Raw genomic sequence first — 18092 nt, 5'->3', positions numbered from 1 at the left:
AAAAATTTTATTGACGGCGCGTCACCTTTCTGCGATCACTGACTCGTACAACTCAGGGAGGAGACCGGATGTACCCCAAGAACGCACTTCGTGCGGCGACGGCGCTTGCGCTGCTGACCGCCACCGGCGCGATGGCCGAGACCATCACAATCGCCACCGTCAACAACGGCGACATGATCCGCATGCAGGGCCTGGCCGAGGATTTCACCTCGCAGAACCCCGATATCCAGCTTGAATGGGTCACGCTGGAAGAGAACGTCCTGCGCCAGCGCGTCACCCAGGACATCGCCGCCAACGGCGGTCAGTTCGACGTCATGACCATCGGCATGTACGAAACCCCGATCTGGGCCGCACAGGGCTGGCTCGAGCCGCTCGACAACCTGGGCGACGACTACGATACCGACGACATTCTTCCCGCCATGCGCGCCGGTCTGAGCTACGAGGACCAGTTGTATGCCGCGCCGTTCTACGGTGAATCTTCGATGGTCATGTACCGCACAGACCTGATGGAACAGGCCGGGCTGGAGATGCCCGAGGCGCCGACCTGGGAATTCATCGCTGAAGCTGCGGAAGCGATGACCGACAAGGACAACGAGATCTACGGCGTCTGTCTGCGCGGCAAGGCCGGGTGGGGCGAGAACATGGCCTTCATCACCACCGTCGCCAACTCCTTCGGCGCGCGCTGGTTCAACGAGGATTGGGAACCGCAACTCGACAGCCCGGAATGGGCCGAGGCGGTCACCTTCTACAACGACCTGATCCAGAACTATGGCCCGCCGGGTGCGTCCAACAACGGCTTCAACGAGAACCTGGCGCTGTTCCAGCAAGGCAAGTGCGGCATGTGGATCGACGCCACCGTGGCGGCGTCCTTCGTGACCAACCCCAACGATTCCACCGTGGCCGACAGCGTCGGCTTTGCGCTGGCGCCGGATGCGGGCAAGGGCAAGCGCGCGAACTGGCTCTGGGCCTGGGCGCTGGCCGTGCCGGCGGGCTCTGACGCGACCGACGCGGCCAAGACCTTTATCGCCTGGGCGACGTCCAAGGACTACCTCGCGCTGGTGGCCGAGAACGAAGGCTGGGCCAACGTCCCGCCGGGCAGCCGCACCTCGCTCTACGAGAACGAGACCTACCTCGAAGAGGCGCCCTTTGCGCAGATGACGCTGGACTCGATCCAGGCGGCGGACCCCAACCAGCCGACCGTCGATCCGGTGCCCTATGTGGGCGTGCAGTATGTCGCGATCCCGGAATGGGCGGGCATCGGCACTTCTGCGGGTCAGGAATTCTCGGCCATGGTCGCAGGTCAGCAGACGCCCGAAGAGGCGCTGTCCAAGGCACAGGCGCTTGTCGCCGACGAGATGGAAGCCGCAGGCTACTAAATCTCTCCTCCCGGGGCCCGGGGGCGGGCAGGTTCTGCCCCCGGACCTTGTGATCCGCTTTTCCCACTGACATGCCGCGCGGGCCAGGCCTCGCGCCCGTGAAGGAGCGTCGACAATGGCCACTCAGCATTCCCGATCCGCCGCCCGCATCATGATGGCGCCTGCAGTGATCCTGCTTTTGGGCTGGATGCTGGTGCCGCTGGCGATGACCCTTCTGTTCTCTTTCAAGCAATACCTGCCGCTGCGCGGCGGCGACTTGGGATGGGTCGGCTTCGAGAATTACGTCCGCTTCGTCAGCTCTTCGGCCTTCTGGCCCAGCGTTCAGGCGACGCTGGTGATCGTCGGCGGGGTGCTGGCCATCACCATCTGCTTCGGCGTCCTGCTGGCGATGCTGCTGGATCAGCCGTTCTGGGGGCAGGGGATCGTCCGGATCCTCGTCATCGCACCCTTCTTCGTCATGCCGACCGTGTCGGCGCTGGTGTGGAAGAACATGTTCATGGACCCGGTGAACGGCCTCTTCGCCCACCTGTGGAAATTTTTCGGTGCCGACCCGGTGGTCTGGCTGTCCGAGGCGCCGCTCTTCTCGATCGTGCTGATCGTGTCCTGGCAGTGGCTGCCCTTTGCCACGCTGATCCTGCTGACCGCGATCCAGTCGCTGGACAGCGAACAGCTCGAGGCCTCCGAAATGGACGGTGCGCCGCCGTTGAAACGCTTCTGGTTCATCATCCTGCCGCACCTGAGCCGCGCGATCACCGTCGTGCTGCTGATCCAGACGATCTTTCTTCTGTCGATCTTCGCCGAAATCTTCGTGACCACTCAAGGGTCCTTCGGCACCCGCACGCTGACCTATCTGATCTTCCAGCGCGTGCTGGAAAGCCAGAACGTCGGGCTCGGCTCCGCCGGTGGCGTCTATGCCATCATCCTCGCCAACATCGTCGCGATCTTCCTGATGCGGATCGTCGGCAAGAACCTCGACGCCTGAGGAGGGATCATCATGGCCCGTGCTGCCTCACCCCGCCGCAAAGCGATCACCACCCTGGCTGCCTGGAGCGTCGGTCTGCTGATCTTCTTCCCGATCCTCTGGACGATGCTCACCAGCTTCAAGACCGAGGCCACCGCCATCGCCGATCCGCCGGTGTTCCTGTTCTTCGACTGGACGCTGGAGAACTACTCCGTGGTGCAGGAACGCTCGGACTACATGCGCTTCCTGTGGAACTCGATCATCATCGCCGGCGGGTCGACCATCCTCGGCATCATCGTCGCGGTGCCCGCGGCCTGGGCCATGGCCTTCGTGCCCGGGCGCCGGACCAAGGACATCCTGCTCTGGATGCTCTCGACCAAGATGCTGCCGGCGGTGGGTGTGCTCTACCCGATGTACCTGATCTTCATCCAGATGGGGCTGCTCGACACGCGCATCGGCCTGACCATCGTGCTGATGCTGGTCAACCTGCCGATCATCGTCTGGATGCTCTATACCTACTTCAAGGAAATCCCCGGCGAGATCCTCGAAGCGGCGCGGATGGACGGGGCCACGCTCAAGGAAGAGATCCTTTACGTGCTGACGCCGATGGCCATTCCCGGCATCGCCTCGACGCTGCTCTTGAACGTTATCCTGGCCTGGAACGAGGCGTTCTGGACACTGAACCTGACCGCCGCAAAGGCCGCGCCGCTGACGGCCTTCATCGCCAGCTACTCCAGCCCCGAAGGCCTGTTCTACGCCAAGCTCAGCGCCGCCTCGACCATGGCCATCGCGCCGATCCTGATCCTCGGCTGGTTCAGCCAGAAGCAACTCGTCCGCGGCCTGACCTTCGGCGCCGTGAAGTGAACAGTGCCCGCCGCCCCGGCGGCGGGACATCCGAAGACCGCCCGCAAATGGCACCGACACAGACCGCCCTCAAGCAGCGAACGCGATAGGGCATCGACAGAGACCGCCCGTCAGCCGCGCTAGCGCCAGGGCATCGACAAGGAGACTCCAATGGGACGCATCACGCTCGACAAGGTGGTCAAACGCTTCGGCGATGTCGAAGTCATCCCGCCGCTGGACCTGACCATCGAGGACGGAGAGTTCACTGTCTTCGTGGGCCCCTCGGGCTGCGGCAAGTCCACGCTGCTGCGGCTGATTGCCGGGCTCGAGGACGTGACCGACGGCCAGATCCGCATCGACGGCAACGACGCCACCGACATCCCGCCCGCCAAGCGTGGCCTGGCGATGGTGTTCCAGTCCTACGCGCTTTATCCGCATATGTCGGTGCGCAAGAACATCGCATTTCCCATGCGTATGGCGGGCATCCCCGAGGACGAGCAGAAGCGCCGCATCGATGCCGCCGCCAAGGCGCTGAACCTCACCGACTACCTCGAACGGCGTCCTGGGCAGCTCTCCGGCGGTCAGCGCCAGCGCGTCGCCATCGGCCGCGCCATCGTCCGCGAACCGGCGGCCTTTCTCTTCGACGAACCGCTGTCGAACCTCGACGCGGCGCTGCGGGTGGGCATGCGGATGGAGATCTCGGAACTGCACGCGAAGCTCAAGACCACCATGATCTACGTGACCCACGACCAGGTCGAGGCGATGACCATGGCCGACAAGATCGTGGTGCTGCGCGCAGGCTATGTCGAACAGGTGGGCAGCCCGCTGGAGCTCTATCGCGCGCCGCGCAACGTCTTCGTCGCGGGCTTCATCGGCTCGCCCAAGATGAACCTCATCGACGGGGCAGAGGCGGCCAAGCACGACTGCAAGACCATCGGCGTGCGCCCCGAGCACATCGCCATTTCCGACAGCGACGGCCAGTGGACCGGTCGGGTGGGCGTGTCCGAGCACTTGGGATCCGACACCTTCTTCCATATCCACGACACCGGGCTGGCCGAGACGATCACCGTCCGGGCCGATGGCGAGGTGGGCTTCCGCCACGGCGACACCGTGTACCTGACGCCGCGCGAGGATTCGATCCACCGCTTCGACGAACAGGGTCTACGAATCGCATGAGACGACTGAACGGCAAGACCGCGCTGATCACCGGCGCGGCGCGCGGCATCGGCCGCGCCTTTGCAGAGGCCTATGTCGCCGAGGGCGCGCGCGTCGCGATCGGTGATATCGACATGGACCGCGCCCGCTCCACAGCCGACGAAATCGGCGCGCTGGCGGTGCAGATGGATGTGACCGACCAGGCCAGCATCGACGCCGCGGTGGACACCGTGGCGGCAGAGTTCGGCCAGATCGACATCCTGGTGAACAACGCCGCGCTTTTCACCGCGGCCCCCATCGTCGAGATCACCCGTGCAGATTATTCCCGCGTCATGGACATCAACGTCGGCGGCACGCTCTTCACGATGCAGGCTGTGGCAAGGCACATGATCGACAAGGGCGTGAAGGGCCGGATCATCAACATGGCCAGCCAGGCCGGTCGGCGCGGCGAGTCTCTGGTGGCGGTCTACTGCGCCACCAAGGCCGCGGTAATCAGCCTGACGCAATCGGCGGGGCTGAACCTGATCCGGCATGGCATCAACGTGAACGCCATCGCGCCCGGCGTGGTCGACGGCGAACACTGGGACGGGGTCGACGCCTTCTTTGCCAAGTATGAAGGCAAGGCGCCGGGCCAGAAGAAACGCGAAGTGGGCGAGGCCGTGCCCTTCGGGCGCATGGGCGTGGCCGAGGATCTGACCGGCATGGCGATCTTCCTCGCCACCGACGAGGCCCGCTACATCGTCGCGCAAACCTACAACGTCGACGGCGGCCAGTGGATGAGCTGACGGCGCCGGGCGCCAATACAGAAAGGCTGGGGCGATGAAACTCAACAACGCCGCTCTGACGAACCTGCCCGAGGGCATCGAGGGTCCGCGCTACGACCGCGCGGCGCTCACTGCCGGGATCGTGCATATCGGGCTGGGCAATTTCCACCGCGCGCACCAGGCGTGGTATCTGCACCGGCTGATGCAGCAGGGGCGGGCGTTGGACTGGGCGATCATCGGCGCCGGGGTGCGTGCACCGGATGCGGCGATGCGCGACAAGCTGCTGGCGCAGGATTGCCTGACCACGCTGATCGAGCTTGATCCGAAGGGCATCAGCGCCGAGGTGACGGGGCCGATGATCGACTTTCTGCCGATCGAGCCCGACAACGCGGCGCTGATCCGGGCCATGGCCGACCCGGCGATCCGCATCGTCGGCCTGACCGTGACCGAAGGCGGCTATTACCGCGACCCTTCGGACGGCAGCTTTGCCGCGGGCCATCCGGACATTCGTGCCGATGCTGCCAGCCCGGACGCGCCCGGCACGGCCTTCGGCGCCATCGTCGCGGCGCTGCGCCTGCGTCGGGACGCGGGCACCGGCCCGTTCACCGTGCTGAGCTGCGACAACCTGCAGGGCAACGGGCATATCGTCCGGTCGACCGTGGTCGAACTGGCGCGGCTGTCGGATGCGGAGCTCGCCGACTGGATCGACAGCAACGTGAGCTTTCCCAACTCCATGGTCGATTGCATTGTCCCCGCCACCGGCCCGTCCGAGATCGCCCGCGCACAGGCGCTGGGGGTCGACGATGCGGCGCCCGTCACCCACGAGAATTTCCGCCAATGGGTGATCGAGGACGCGTTCTGCGCCGATCGTCCACCCTGGGAAGAGGCGGGCGTCACGCTCACCGACGACGTGCATACCTACGAATCCATGAAGCTGAGGCTTCTGAACGCCGGCCATCAGGTGCTGGCCAATGTGGGCGAGGTTCTGTCGGTCGAGACCATCCACGGCTGCATGGCGCATCCGCAGATCGGGCCGTTCTTCCGCAAGGTGCTGGGCACCGAGGTGGCGCCGCATGTGACGCCGGTGCCGGGGATGACGCCGCAGGATTACATCGCGCTGATTTCCGACCGGTTCGCCAATCCCGAGATCCGCGACACCACGCGGCGGGTCGCCTTCGACGGGTCCTCCCGGCATCCGGGGTTCGTGTTGCCCACGGTGCGCGAGGCGGTGGCCGCGGGCACGCCGGTCGCGGGGCTGGCGCTGGTCGAGGCGTTCTGGGCGCGCATGTGCGCGGGCACCCGCGAAGACGGCAGCACCATCGCGCCGAACGATCCCTACTGGGACAGCCTGCAAGAGGCCGCGCTGGCGGCGCGTGCGGCGCCGTTGGTCTGGCTTGGGCAGGCGCAGTATTACGGTGCGCTGGCCGAGAACGCGGCCTTTGCCGATGCCTTTTCCGCGGCGCTGACGGCGATCTGGGACAAGGGCTGCGTCGCGGTTCTAGAGGACTACCTCGCGAATTAATGGCCTCCGAACATGATAAAGATAGACGTCTATCATTATTTTGATTGACGTCTATCAAAATTGCTGTACCCCTCGTGGCAAAGGGGGAGGCGATGGACCGTCCGTTACCGACATTGTCAGACGTGGCGCAGCGCGCCGGGGTCAGCTATGCGACCGCCGACCGCGTGGTGAACGCGCGGGGCGGGGTGGCCGAGAAATCCGCGAGCCGGGTGCGCGCGGCCATCGAAGAGCTGGGATATGTCCGCAACCTCGCCGCCGCGAACCTGTCGCAGCAGCGGCACTACCGTTTCGTCGCTGTGCTGCCGGGCGGCGACAATGCCTTCTTCAAGCGGATGCGCGCGCTTCTGGAAGAGGCTTCGGACCGGCTGCGCACTGATCGCGTAACGCTGACCATTGACACGGTCGAGGCGTTCGATGCGCCCGCCCTGTGCGCGCGATTGCAGGCGCTGGGCACCGAGGGTGTCGATGGGCTGGCTTTGGTGGGCAGCGACGACGCGCGTGTCCTGAGCGCCATCGCCGACCTGCGCGCCCGCGGCATTCCGGTCCTTGCGCTGGTGTCGGATGTGCCGGGCGCCGACCGCAACGGCTATGTCGGTATCGACAACAGCGTCGCCGGGCGCACGGCGGGGCGTCTGGTGGTGCTGGCCCACGGCGGGCGGGCGGGCCGGGTGCTGCCGGTGGTCGGCGCGCTCAGCGCCCGCGACCATGCCGACCGGCTGGCGGGGTTCGGCGCGGTGGTCAGGCCGCAACTGGATCTCGCGCCCGTGATCGAAGGCCGCGACCGCAAGGGCCGGGTGGCCAAGCGCGTCGCAGCCGCCTTGCAGGCCGACCCCGGCATCACCGCGATCTACAGCGCCGGCGCCGGCAACGCGGGCCTCATCAAGGTGTTGGAAAGCCTGCCCAGGGACCGCCCGCGACCCATCGTCGTTCTGCACGAACTGGTGCCGCATTCCCGCCGCGCGCTCGAACGCGGGCTGATCGACATCGTCATCGACCAACGCCCCGAAGACGCGGTGGCGCGGGTCGTCGAAGGGCTGCGCCTTCTGGCCGACAAGCGCGAGCTGGCCCGCACCGATCCGATCCTTCCGACCATCTACCTCGCGGACAACCTGCCCGCGTCCGACACATCCCAGAAAGGAGAGACTTCCCCATGAGCGACTTTTTCAAGGGCATCGACCCGCTGCGTTTCGACCCCGACGCCGAAGGCCTGGCCTTTCGCCACTACGACCCGGACGAAGAGGTCATGGGCAAGCGGCTGGAGGATCACCTGCGCTTTGCCGTGGCCTACTGGCACAGCTTCGCCTGGCCCGGCGGCGACCCGTTCGGCGGCCAGACCTTCGACCGCCCGTGGTTCGGCGACGACATGGCGGCGGCGCGGCTCAAGGCCGAGGTCGCCTTCGAGATGTTCGAGATTCTCAACGTGCCGTTCTTCTGCTGGCACGACCATGACATCCGTCCCGAAGGTGCCAGCTTTGCCGAGAGCAAGCGGAATTTTGACGAGATCATCGACCTCTTCGAGCAGAAGATGGAGACGTCGAAGACCCGGCTGCTCTGGGGCACCGCGAACCTCTTTTCGCACCGCCGCTTCATGTCGGGTGCCTCGACCAACCCCGACCCGGACGTGTTCGCCTGGTCGGCGGCGACGATCAAGACCTGCCTTGACGCCACCCACCGGCTGAACGGCGAGAACTACGTGCTCTGGGGCGGGCGCGAAGGTTACGAGACGCTGCTCAACACCGATCTGGGCCGCGAGATGGAGCAGATGGGCCGGATGCTGTCGATGGTCGTGGACTACAAGCACAAGATCGGCTTCAAGGGCCAGATCCTGATCGAACCCAAGCCGCAGGAGCCCACAAAGCACCAGTACGACTACGATGTCGCCACGGTCTACGGCTTCCTGCAGCGCTTCGGACTCGAGAAGGAGGTGAAGGTGAACATCGAGCAGGGGCACGCAATTCTTGCCGGGCACAGCTTTGAACACGAGCTGGCGCTGGCGCGCGAGCTGGGCATCCTCGGCTCCATCGACATGAACCGCAACGACTACCAGTCGGGCTGGGACACAGACCAGTTCCCGAACAACGTGCCCGAAGTGGCGCTGGCCTATTACGAGGTGCTGAAAGCCGGCGGCTTCGAAACCGGCGGCACCAACTTCGACGCCAAGCTGCGGCGCCAGTCGCTGGACCCCGAGGACCTGATCGCCGCCCATGCCGGGGCCATGGACATCTGTGCCCGTGGGCTCAAGGCCGCCGCGGCGATGCTCAAGGACGGCGGGCTGGAGCGGGCGCGGGCCGAGCGCTATGCCGGTTGGGACACGCCCGAGGCCCAGGCGCTGCTGACCAGCGATCTCGCCAGCATCGCCGCCAGGGTCGAGAAGGGCGGCATCGACCCGCAGCCGCGCTCGGGTCGGCAGGAGCGGCTCGAGAACCTCGTGAACCGGTTCGTCTGAGCTGAAAAAGACCGGCCCCGCCGCAGGTTCTGCGGACGGGGCCGGTTAGCTTTTCTTTTAAGTTGAGGCGCTTGGTCTTCGCCTCGTCGTCACTCCGCCGCTTCGACCGGTGTGTCGTCGGTGACCGGCAGCGCCGGGTCGCCGTGATCGCCGGTCTCAAGCGCCCGGCGCACGCCCGCCTCGTAATCGGGATGCACGCGCTTGAGCACCGCCAGCCAGCGTTCTTTCACAGGCTCCGAGACCGGCGCCATGCCGCCCGCCATGTTCTTGTGCAGCCGGTCGCGCTCGTCCTCCGACAGCACCTCGGCATAGAGCGCCCGCGGCTGATCGTAATCCGCGTCGCCCTGATCCTGATCGAAGCGCGCGGCGACGGCCTCGGGGTCGATCCGCAGCGGCGGTTCCTGGGTGCTCTCGTCTGCCACCGGCCCGTCGTACTGGTTCGGCTCGTAATAGGCGTTGGGATTGCCGAAATCGTTGGTGAAGAAGCGCATCGCGCCGTCCTTGTGGTAGTGCTGGACATTCGCGGCCTTGGGCGCGTTGGCGGGCAGCGCCTCGTAATGCGTGCCAAGGCGGTAGCGGTGCGCGTCGGGATAGGAAAAGATGCGCGCCTGCAGCATCTTGTCGGGGCTGAAGCCGATGCCCGGCACGACGTTGCTGGGGTTGAAGGCGGCATTCTCGACCATCTGGAAATAGTTTTCCGGGATGGTGTCCATCACCAGTTCGCCCACCTCGATCAGCGGGTAGTCGCCGTGCGGCCAGACCTTGGTCAGGTCGAAGGGATTGTAGGGCACCTGTTCCGCCTCGGCTTCGGGCATGACCTGGATTTTCAGCGTCCACTTCGGCGGATTGCCGTTGGTCACCATGTGCCACAGGTCTTCCTGATAGCTTTCGCGGGTGTTGCCGATGATCTGCATCGCCTCGTCGTCGGAATAGGTCTCGTGCCCCTGCTGGGTGATGAAGTGGAACTTGACCCAGAACCGCTCTCCATCGTCGTTCCACATCGAAAACGTGTGGCTACCATAGCCGTTCATATGAGCGGGGTTCTTGGGAATGCCGCGGTCGGACATCAGGATCGTCACCTGATGAACGGATTCCGGCTGCCCGGCCCAGAAGTCGAACATCGCCTCGGGCGAGCGCAGGTTCGTCTTTGGGTGGCGTTTCTGGGTGCGGATGAAATCCGGAAACTTGAAGGCGTCACGGACAAAGAAGATGGGGGTATTATTGCCCACCATGTCCCAGTTGCCTTCCTCGGTGTAGAACTTCAGCGAAAAGCCCCGCACGTCGCGTTCGGCATCCGCGGCACCGCGCTCGCCTGCGACCGTGGACCAGCGCGACAGCACCTCGGTGCGCTTGCCGACCTCGGAAAAGAGCTTGGCGCGGGTGTATTTCGTGATGTCGTGGGTCACGGTGAAATGTCCTTGCAGGCCCCAGCCCTTGGCATGGACCACGCGCTCGGGGATGCGTTCGCGGTTCTGGTGCGCCAGCTTTTCCAGCAGCTGGTGATCCTCCATCAGCAACGGACCGCGGGTTCCGGCGGTTTTGGAATGGGCGTTGCTTGGGTAGGGCGCACCAGAAGTGGATGTGAGTTTCGGTTTGTCGGACATGACGTGTCTCCTTGATTCAGTCGGTTTCCGGCAGATGCGGAAAGATCTTGTCGGGGGTGGCCGGGAAATCCCGGACGCGGACGCCGCAAGCGTTGTAGATGGCGTTGCCGATGGCCCCGGCGGCGCCGGCGATGCCCAGCTCTCCGATCCCCTTGGCCTGGATCGGGTTGGCCTCGTCGTCGCGGGTGTCTTCCAGCAGCACGACGTCCAGATCCGGCACGTCGAGGCTGACGGGCAGGTGATATTCGGCAAGGTTGTGGTTGACGATCCGCCCATCCGAAGGGTCGTGCATGATCTCTTCGGTCAGGGCAGAGCCGATCCCCCAGATCATGCCACCATGGCACTGGCTGCTGGCGGTCTTTTCGTTCAGCACACGGCCGATGGAAAAGACGCCGAGCATCCGGCGCACCCTCACCTCGCCGGTGTCGCGGTGCACGCCGACCTCGGCGAAATGCGCGCCGTAGCCCGCGATGGAAAACGCATCGGCGGTGTCGCCCGGATTGAGCGTGCCTTCGCAGGTCAGCGGCGAGTCGATCAGGTCGGCAAAGCCGTGCTGCACGTTGCCGGACGTCACGGTGCCGTCTTTCAGGGTCAGATCGTCCGCGGCAACGCCCAGCTTTTCCGCCAATGCCTTGCGGATGCCCTGGGCCGCGAGGAACACGGCCGAGCCGCAGGACTGCGCGCCCCAGGATCCGCCCGAGCCCGAGGATTTCGGCAGGTCGCTGTCGCCCAGCCGCACCTCGATTTGGCTCGCGTCGAGTCCCAGCATCTCGCCCACGATCTGAGTCAGGATCGCGTAACTGCCGGTACCGATGTCGGTCATGTCGGTTTCGCAAAGCGCCGTCCCGTCGGGGTTCAGCGTGACCCGAGCGGTGGAATTCATCAGCGCATTGACTCGCACGGCAGAGGCCACGCCCATGCCGACCCACCAGTCGCCTTCCAACCGTGTGCCGGCAGGCTTGCGGGTGTCCCAGCCGAACTTGGCGGCACCGTCGCGCAAGCAGTCCCCAAGCCCGCGCTCGGAATAGGGCAGGCCGTTTTCCGGGTGCGTCTCGGGCAGGTTGCGCAGGCGCAGGTCGATGGGGTCGATGCCAGTGGCCTCGGCCAGTTCGTCCATGGCGCATTCCAGCGCGATCATGCCCACTGCCTCACCCGGCGCGCGGACCGATCCGGCACAGGGGCGGTGCACGCGGGCCAGCGTCTGCGCGAAGTAGCGGTTGTCGCCGCCATAGAGGAAATGCGTGCCCTGAGCGGTGGGTTCGGCAAAGGCTTCGCCCGGCAGGTTCGATACCCAATCTTCGTGACCAAGCGCCGTCAGACGCCCCTCGGCGTCGGAGCCAAGGCGCAGGCGTTGTGTGGTCTCGGATCGCCGCATTGTCATCTCGAAGACCTGCGGGCGGGTCAGGACGACCGAGACGGGACGCCCCAGCTCGCGCGCCGCATGGGCCGCCGCCACCGCTTCGGGCGCGATGCCCAGCTTGGCCCCGAACCCGCCGCCGACGTAGGGCGAATGGATGCGCACATCGGCCTCGTCGACCCCCAGCGCATCGGCCAGTTCGGCGACGTTGTGGCGCAGCATCTGGTAGGAACCGTGAAGCTCCAGCCGCCCGTCGGTCCAACTGGCAACCGAGGCATGCGGCTCCATCGCGGCGGAACTGTGCGGCGGGGTGGTGTAGCGAGTGTCGACGGCGAAGGCCGCCTCCTTCATCGCCGTGTCGATGTCGCCTTGCGACAGCACATCGTCCTCGGGCGTCTCGGTGTCCGACGCGGTGGCCGGGTCGACATCCGCGCCGTCCGCGCGGTCATAGGTGACGGTCAGCGCCTGCGCTGCATGGCGTGCCTGTTCAAAGCTCTCGGCGACCACGAGCGCCACCGGCTGTCCCACGTAGAACACCTCCGGCAGGCTCTGCGCGGGTGCCTCGTGGGCGGTGCCCTGCGCCGGGTTCCGCACCAGCGGCCCGCCGGTCATGACCGCAATTACGCCGTCCATGGACTGCACCTTTTCGGTGTCGATCCCCGTGACCCGGCCCCTGGTGATCGTCGAACGCACCAGCATGCCGTGCACGAGACCCTCGCGCCGATATTCTGCCGCGTAGGGTGCGGTGCCGGTGACTTTCATCCGCCCTTCGGGCCGGTCCATGGCGGTGCCCAGAAGGCCCTGAGCCATGCGGTCCAGAACGCGCGGCTGCGCCTCGTCCATGGTGAATTTCACGGAAAAGTCTTTCGATTGCGGCTGTCCATCCATCACGACGTGGCCTCCGTGAGTTCGCGCAGGGCGCGTTTGAGTGTCCGCCGTGCCAGCGGGATCTTGAAATCGTTGCCGCCGTGGCCCTTCGCATCCGCGAGAAGCACGTCGGCGGCCGCCTCTGCGGCGGCGGGACCGGCCGGTTGGCCGATCAGGGCCGCTTCGACCTCGGGGTCGCGCCAGGGTTTCGGGGCCAGCCCGCCGAAGGCGAGGGCGGCTTCGGTGATGCGACCGTCCTCGATCGCGACGATCCCGGCGACCGAGACCAGCGCGAAGGCGTAGGACGCACGGTCGCGGATCTTGACGTAGGCTTGGCGTCCCGGCGGCGCGGGGGGCAGGATCACCGATGTGATGACCTCGCCCGGCTGGAGGACGGTTTCGACCTCGGGCGTGTCGCCGGGCAGAACGTGCAGATCGGCCAGAGCGATCTCGCGCGTGCCCTCCGGACTTTCCAGCGCCACCCGAGCGCGAAGCGCCCGCATCGCGACGGCCATGTCGGAGGGGTGGGTGGCGATGCAGTGGTCCGACCCGCCCAGCACCGCGAGTATACGATTGCAGCCTGTCATTGCGGCGCAGCCCGATCCCGGATCGCGTTTGTTGCAGGCAGCACCCGTGTCATAGAAATACGGGCAACGGGTGCGTTGCAGAAGGTTGCCGCCGGTCGTCGCCTTGTTTCGCAGCTGCACGGTGGCACCGGACAGCAAGGCGCGGCTGAGAACCGGATACTGCGTGCGCACCGTCCTGTCGTTGGCAAGATCGGTATTGGTCACCAACGCCCCGATCCGCAGGCCGCCGTCCTCGGTCGGCGTGATCCCGGTCAGGTCCAGCCGCGAAATGTCCACCACCGCCTCGGGCGCCATGACCTCGAGCTTCATCAGGTCCAGAAGGTTGGTGCCGCCCGCGAGGATCGTGGCCCCTTGGGCGGCCTTGGCAGCGGCATCGGGTGCGCCATCGGCGCGTGAATAATCGAAAGGTCTCATTCCGCGGCCTCCGTGCGGCTGGCGCGGGCGTCGCGCACGGCGCCGATCGCCTGGCGGATGCGGGGATAGGCCGAACAGCGGCAGAGGTTGCCCGACATGCGCTCGGCCATTTCCTCGTCCGTCAGCGTCGGGTCGTCGTCGAGCGCGCGGGTCACGTAGGAGGGCCAGCCCTCGGCGACCTCGGCCAGCATCGCCTCGGCCGACATGATCTGGCCCGGCGTGCAATAGCCGCACTGGTAACCGTCATGCTGGACGAATGCCGCCTGCAAATCCGACATCGCCTCCGGCTTGCCCAGACCCTCGATCGTGGTGATCTCGTCGCCGTCATGGCTCGCGGCCAGGGCCAGGCAGGAATTGATGCGCCGTCCGTTGACGAGCAGGGTGCAGGCGCCGCACTGGCCGTGATCGCAGCCCTTCTTGGTGCCCGTCAGCGCAAGGTGATGCCGCAGCGCGTCCAGCAACGTGGTGCGGGGATCGAGGTCCAGCTCTGTCCGGCGTCCGTTGACCGTGAGCGTGATGATCATGCGATTTCTCCGATAAGCCTTCTCGGGGCAATGCGCCCCCGCGCCGGGAAGTTCCTGCGGCCTTTCCTTCGCAGGCGCGTCGCAGCGGTGAAATCGGGTCGGAGAACAGGGCGATCCCGACAGCGGGCGGCGGTCGTTTCGCGGTTTTATCCCAAGCAGGCGGGGTGGTCGGAATGCCTGCGGCCGCCGTGGCGCGCAAAGGTAGAAAGGCGTGCGCGGCCAGTGCTTTGGTGGCCCCGCCGGCCGCCGTTGCACCCTTGTGGTCAAGGTCCGGCCCGGTGCGCGCGATGTGTCGTTCGCGGGTGCCGGACCGCGGTCCGCGCCGCCGGTGCGTGCCGATGCGAAAAAAACCTTGCAGATGGGCGCAGTGTCAGCTGCGTGTCCTTTCGTCAGAGCGGCGCATGTGCGGAACCACCCGTCTGGCGGTGCACGCTGCGTCCGCCGCTCCGGGAACCTCGCCCGTTGCCGCTGCGTTAAAAGCCATGTGTGCCCACTTTGAACGGCCCTCGCCATGACAGCCACGACAGCGCTGCTGGCGCGTCCGAATGCCGTCCTGCAAGCTCTGGCGCAGCAGTCTCCGGTCTTCCTGGCCGTCGTGGTGCCGCCATGCTTCGTTGCCTTCGCGACAGGCGAGCACGCTTTGGGTCTGTCTTTCGTGGCGCAGATTGCGGCCTTGGTGGTCCTGATGATCTATCATCGCAACAGCGATTTCCCAGACGATTTGCGGCAGATCGAGGCGCTCGTCACCTTTGCGCTGATCTTCCTCGCCGCGAGCCTGCTTGTCACGCCCCCCTTCGTCATGCTTGGCATGACGCCCCTCCATGCGCTGTTCGAAGCGGTGTCGGGGATCACGTCGACCGGGCTCAGCGTGGCCGAGGATACCGAGAATTGGCCGGTCGCGGGGCATTTGCTGCGCGGCTGGATCCAGTGGTGCGGCGGCTTTGCCATCGCCTTTGCCGGGCTTGCGATCTTTGCCGGATCGCCCGGCGCGTCGCTGGCCATTGGCGGCAGCAGCTTTGCAGAACGGGACAACAATGTGTCGTTGCGGGCACAGGCGCGCCTAGTGCTCCGGGTCTACGCGGCGCTAAGCCTTCTCGCGGTGATTGCCTGCCTCCTGGTCCTGCCGAACTGGTGGGAAGCCGTGAGCGTTGCGCTGTCGGCGGTGTCGACCGGCGGGTTCACCCCGCGCGGCGACAGCCTGTCCAGCTATTCGCCGCTGGCGCAAGGGGTCGTGCTCGGGATCTGTGTGCTCGCCGCCGTGTCGCTCATGGCTTACGTCCAGATCCCGCGCGACGGGCTGCGCGGAGCGCTGGCGAAGAGCCATCTGCGCGCCACCCTCGGGCTGATGGTTGGCGCCACGCTGCTCTTTGCCGCGATCGACTACGGCCTCAACCAGTCGGATGCCGGAGAGATCTACCGCGGCGCCCTGAACTTTCTGAGCGCCTTTTCCACCGCGGGATTTTCGACCAACGAGGTGTCGAGCCACGTCGGGCTTTTGCCGCTGATCTTGGTCGCCATGTTCATCGGTGCCGACATCGGTTCCACCGGCGGCGGCATCAAGGTCGGGCGGCTGGTGATCATGATGCAAATCGTGCGGCTGAGTTTCGTGCGCCTGTCGGTGCCGCCCAGCGCCGTCACGTACCTGCGCGACGGCGGCGAACGGGTGGCCGCGGACCGCGTGATCGCCGTCGGCACGCTGATCGCGCTTTATCTCGTGGCGCAGATGATCGGCTGGGTCGTCTTTCTGGCCTCAGGAGCGCCGGCTCTGCCTGCGCTCTTCGAGGTGACATCGGCGCTGTCGACCGTGGGCCTGAGCCAGGGGCTGACCGGTCCCGACATGGCCGCCCATCTGAAGGGGACGCTGATCGTGCTGATGCTGTTGGGGCGGCTGGAATTCATCGCCCTGATCATGCTGTTCCTGCCCGGAACCTGGTGGAAAAGGAGTTAAACCATGCGGATCGTGATCGTCGGCGCCTCGGGCTTGGGCCTCGCGCTTGCCAGGGAAATGCTGGAGAATCAGCACGACGTTGTGCTGGTGGACCAGTCCCGCGAAAAGCTCGACAGCGTGTCGGAGCGGCTTGACTGCGGTTTCATCGAAGGTGACGGGACTTTGCCGCAGATCCTGCGCGACGCCTATGGCGACAGCGCCGATGCGCTGATCCTCCTGACGAACCACGACGATGTGAACATCCTCGCGGCGGTTGTCGGGCGGTCCATCGGCTATGAACGGGTGATCCTGCAGATCGGACGGTCGGAACTGATGGACGTCTGCGAGGAACTGGGCTTCGACGAGATCGTGACGCCGCATGCTACGGTCGCGCGGTCGATTTCCCGTTCGATCAAGAGCCATTCCCGCGTCTGGGCGCAGATCGAAAGCGCCGAGGGGCTGGAGTTCGGCAGTTATATCGTGCCCGAAGACTGCGACGGGGAAACGCTTGGCGGCATTGATCTGCCCAGGGGCGCCCGCGCCGTGGCCCGCCTGCGCGACGACGAAACCGCGCAGACCGGCGCAGAGACGACACTCGCCCATGGCGACAGGCTGCTGGTCGCCGCGATCCCGGATGTCCGCGCCAAGCTGGACAAGATGTTCGGAGCCGACGCGTGATCCGCCGACATCCCATCGCCGTCAGAGGAAATAGACAATGACACCGCCGGCAATTGCCAGAAGAGACAGGCCGAGGATTGCGAACAGGCCGTCTTTGGTGAGAAGCGAAATCGACAGGAGCGCCACGACACCGCCCATCAGCGAGCCGGTGAAGGGCAGCAGTTCGAGAAACGGCATGGTCAGTCCGCACATGAGGCAGACAAGCTTGATCACCGTCCTGCCGGGTTGACGCACGAAGACGGGCCACCGTCTGTGCGTGTGCCGGTCCAGAAAACGGATCGCGCCATCGGATTTGTCCAGAGCGTCCCGCAGGTTGTCCGCATCGACGTGGCGGCGCAGGATCCATTGCGGCAACCACAGCTTGGTTCGGCCGAAGACCATCTGCCCCGCGATGATCGCGATCATCAGCCCACAGACAGAGGTGAGCCCCGGTATGCCGCTCAGCGGTGTCGCGGCGATAAGCGCGGGTAACAGCATGAGCCCGGCCTGGGACACTTGGCCGAGGTTGGTCACCACCGACCCGACGCTGACCTCGTCGCGATCCTGCGAGATGTTGCGCACGTCCTGCACGACGTCCGAGATAATGTGATGCTGATTGTCGCTCATCCGCTGTCCCTTTGATCTGTCTAGCCAACAAACTGCGACGACGGGCGGTTCCCGTTTCCGTCGCGACGGCGTGTGCAGTGCATGCCCGACGGCACCATTTTTGCGCCGGGTGCCTGCGCCGGGCGCCCGAAACCCGTCAGCCTGCCGCCGCGATCACCGCGATACTCGGAACCGCTTCGGCGCGGCCGGCGTTTTGAGAATGAACCAGACAGCCTTTAAACAGGCAGAAAGGAGTTCAATCATGAACCGCGATCAGCTCGAAGGTCAATGGAAGCAGATCAGGGGTGAAGCAAAGCGCCAATGGGGCAAGCTCACCGATGACGATATCAACGAAATCGACGGCAGCCACGACCGGCTTGTCGGCAAGATTCAGGAAAAATACGGCCGGACCCGCGAAGAAGCGGAGCGCGAAGTGTCGCACTGGGGCACTGCCGAAGCCTAAGGAGCGGTTCCGCCGCCTA

The 18092-nt window shown here is 65.7% G+C and carries 16 protein-coding genes; 11 read left to right on the top strand and 5 right to left on the bottom strand.

The window, feature by feature from the left end:
• Nucleotides 1-68 precede the first annotated feature (68 nt).
• From DU478_RS13510 to xylA, 8 genes are all read left to right on the top strand, one after another.
• Nucleotides 69-1376 carry an ABC transporter substrate-binding protein gene (locus tag DU478_RS13510; protein ID WP_114511499.1) on the top strand — a complete coding sequence of 436 codons (1308 nt, stop codon included), beginning with the start codon at nucleotides 69-71 and terminating at the stop codon, nucleotides 1374-1376.
• 115 nt (nucleotides 1377-1491) lie between these two features.
• Nucleotides 1492-2358: a carbohydrate ABC transporter permease gene (locus DU478_RS13505; protein ID WP_114511498.1), complete on the top strand. Its 867-nt coding sequence runs from the start codon at nucleotides 1492-1494 to the stop codon at nucleotides 2356-2358.
• Nucleotides 2359-2370: 12 nt separating this feature from the next.
• Nucleotides 2371-3201, top strand: coding sequence for a carbohydrate ABC transporter permease (locus tag DU478_RS13500; RefSeq protein ID WP_114511497.1), 831 nt, complete (start codon nucleotides 2371-2373; stop codon nucleotides 3199-3201).
• Between the two features lie 150 nt (nucleotides 3202-3351).
• Nucleotides 3352-4356, top strand: coding sequence for an ABC transporter ATP-binding protein (locus DU478_RS13495; RefSeq protein WP_114511496.1), 1005 nt, complete (start codon nucleotides 3352-3354; stop codon nucleotides 4354-4356).
• A complete protein-coding gene (locus tag DU478_RS13490) occupies nucleotides 4353-5120 on the top strand; it encodes an L-iditol 2-dehydrogenase (RefSeq protein WP_114511495.1) in 768 nt (255 codons plus the stop codon). The genes DU478_RS13495 and DU478_RS13490 overlap by 4 nt, the downstream gene beginning before the upstream one ends.
• A gap of 34 nt (nucleotides 5121-5154) precedes the next feature.
• Nucleotides 5155-6621 (top strand): mannitol dehydrogenase family protein, encoded by a 1467-nt coding sequence (locus DU478_RS13485; protein ID WP_114511494.1) that lies wholly within the window; start codon nucleotides 5155-5157, stop codon nucleotides 6619-6621.
• Between the two features lie 92 nt (nucleotides 6622-6713).
• A complete protein-coding gene (locus DU478_RS13480) occupies nucleotides 6714-7775 on the top strand; it encodes a LacI family DNA-binding transcriptional regulator (RefSeq protein ID WP_114511493.1) in 1062 nt (353 codons plus the stop codon).
• Nucleotides 7772-9067, top strand: a complete 1296-nt coding sequence (gene xylA, locus DU478_RS13475) for a xylose isomerase (RefSeq protein ID WP_114511492.1) — start codon at nucleotides 7772-7774, stop codon at nucleotides 9065-9067. Before DU478_RS13480 ends, xylA begins: the two co-directional genes overlap by 4 nt.
• An 89-nt stretch (nucleotides 9068-9156) precedes the next feature.
• On the opposite strand, the gene DU478_RS13470 is transcribed toward xylA, so the two are convergent.
• The 4 genes from DU478_RS13470 to DU478_RS13455 are packed head-to-tail and all read right to left on the bottom strand — an operon-like array spanning nucleotide 9157 to nucleotide 14420.
• Nucleotides 9157-10671 (bottom strand): catalase, encoded by a 1515-nt coding sequence (locus DU478_RS13470; RefSeq protein WP_114511491.1) that lies wholly within the window; start codon nucleotides 10669-10671, stop codon nucleotides 9157-9159.
• Between the two features lie 16 nt (nucleotides 10672-10687).
• Nucleotides 10688-12871: a xanthine dehydrogenase family protein molybdopterin-binding subunit gene (locus DU478_RS13465; protein WP_114511557.1), complete on the bottom strand. Its 2184-nt coding sequence runs from the start codon at nucleotides 12869-12871 to the stop codon at nucleotides 10688-10690.
• 44 nt (nucleotides 12872-12915) lie between these two features.
• Nucleotides 12916-13896, bottom strand: coding sequence for an FAD binding domain-containing protein (locus DU478_RS13460; RefSeq protein ID WP_114511490.1), 981 nt, complete (start codon nucleotides 13894-13896; stop codon nucleotides 12916-12918).
• Nucleotides 13893-14420 (bottom strand): 2Fe-2S iron-sulfur cluster-binding protein, encoded by a 528-nt coding sequence (locus tag DU478_RS13455; protein ID WP_114511489.1) that lies wholly within the window; start codon nucleotides 14418-14420, stop codon nucleotides 13893-13895. Before DU478_RS13455 ends, DU478_RS13460 begins: the two co-directional genes overlap by 4 nt.
• 511 nt (nucleotides 14421-14931) lie before the next feature.
• Between DU478_RS13455 and DU478_RS13450 the strand changes: the two genes are divergently transcribed.
• Nucleotides 14932-16368, top strand: coding sequence for a TrkH family potassium uptake protein (locus DU478_RS13450; RefSeq protein ID WP_114511488.1), 1437 nt, complete (start codon nucleotides 14932-14934; stop codon nucleotides 16366-16368).
• A 3-nt stretch (nucleotides 16369-16371) separates the two neighbouring features.
• Nucleotides 16372-17025 carry a potassium channel family protein gene (locus tag DU478_RS13445; protein WP_114511487.1) on the top strand — a complete coding sequence of 218 codons (654 nt, stop codon included), beginning with the start codon at nucleotides 16372-16374 and terminating at the stop codon, nucleotides 17023-17025.
• A gap of 21 nt (nucleotides 17026-17046) precedes the next feature.
• Here the strand turns inward: DU478_RS13445 and DU478_RS13440 are convergent, their stop codons facing one another.
• A complete protein-coding gene (locus DU478_RS13440) occupies nucleotides 17047-17631 on the bottom strand; it encodes an exopolysaccharide biosynthesis protein (RefSeq protein WP_114511486.1) in 585 nt (194 codons plus the stop codon).
• A gap of 241 nt (nucleotides 17632-17872) precedes the next feature.
• Here DU478_RS13440 and DU478_RS13435 point away from each other — a divergent pair, with 241 nt between their 5' ends.
• Nucleotides 17873-18073 carry a CsbD family protein gene (locus DU478_RS13435; RefSeq protein ID WP_114511485.1) on the top strand — a complete coding sequence of 67 codons (201 nt, stop codon included), beginning with the start codon at nucleotides 17873-17875 and terminating at the stop codon, nucleotides 18071-18073.
• Nucleotides 18074-18092 lie beyond the last annotated feature (19 nt).

It is taken from the genome of Thalassococcus profundi, from assembly GCF_003344785.1.
In the GTDB taxonomy this organism is placed as follows: domain Bacteria; phylum Pseudomonadota; class Alphaproteobacteria; order Rhodobacterales; family Rhodobacteraceae; genus Puniceibacterium; species Puniceibacterium profundi.
The sequence above is the reverse complement of the archived record's forward strand: the minus strand, read 5'-3'. Positions and strand labels throughout refer to the sequence as shown.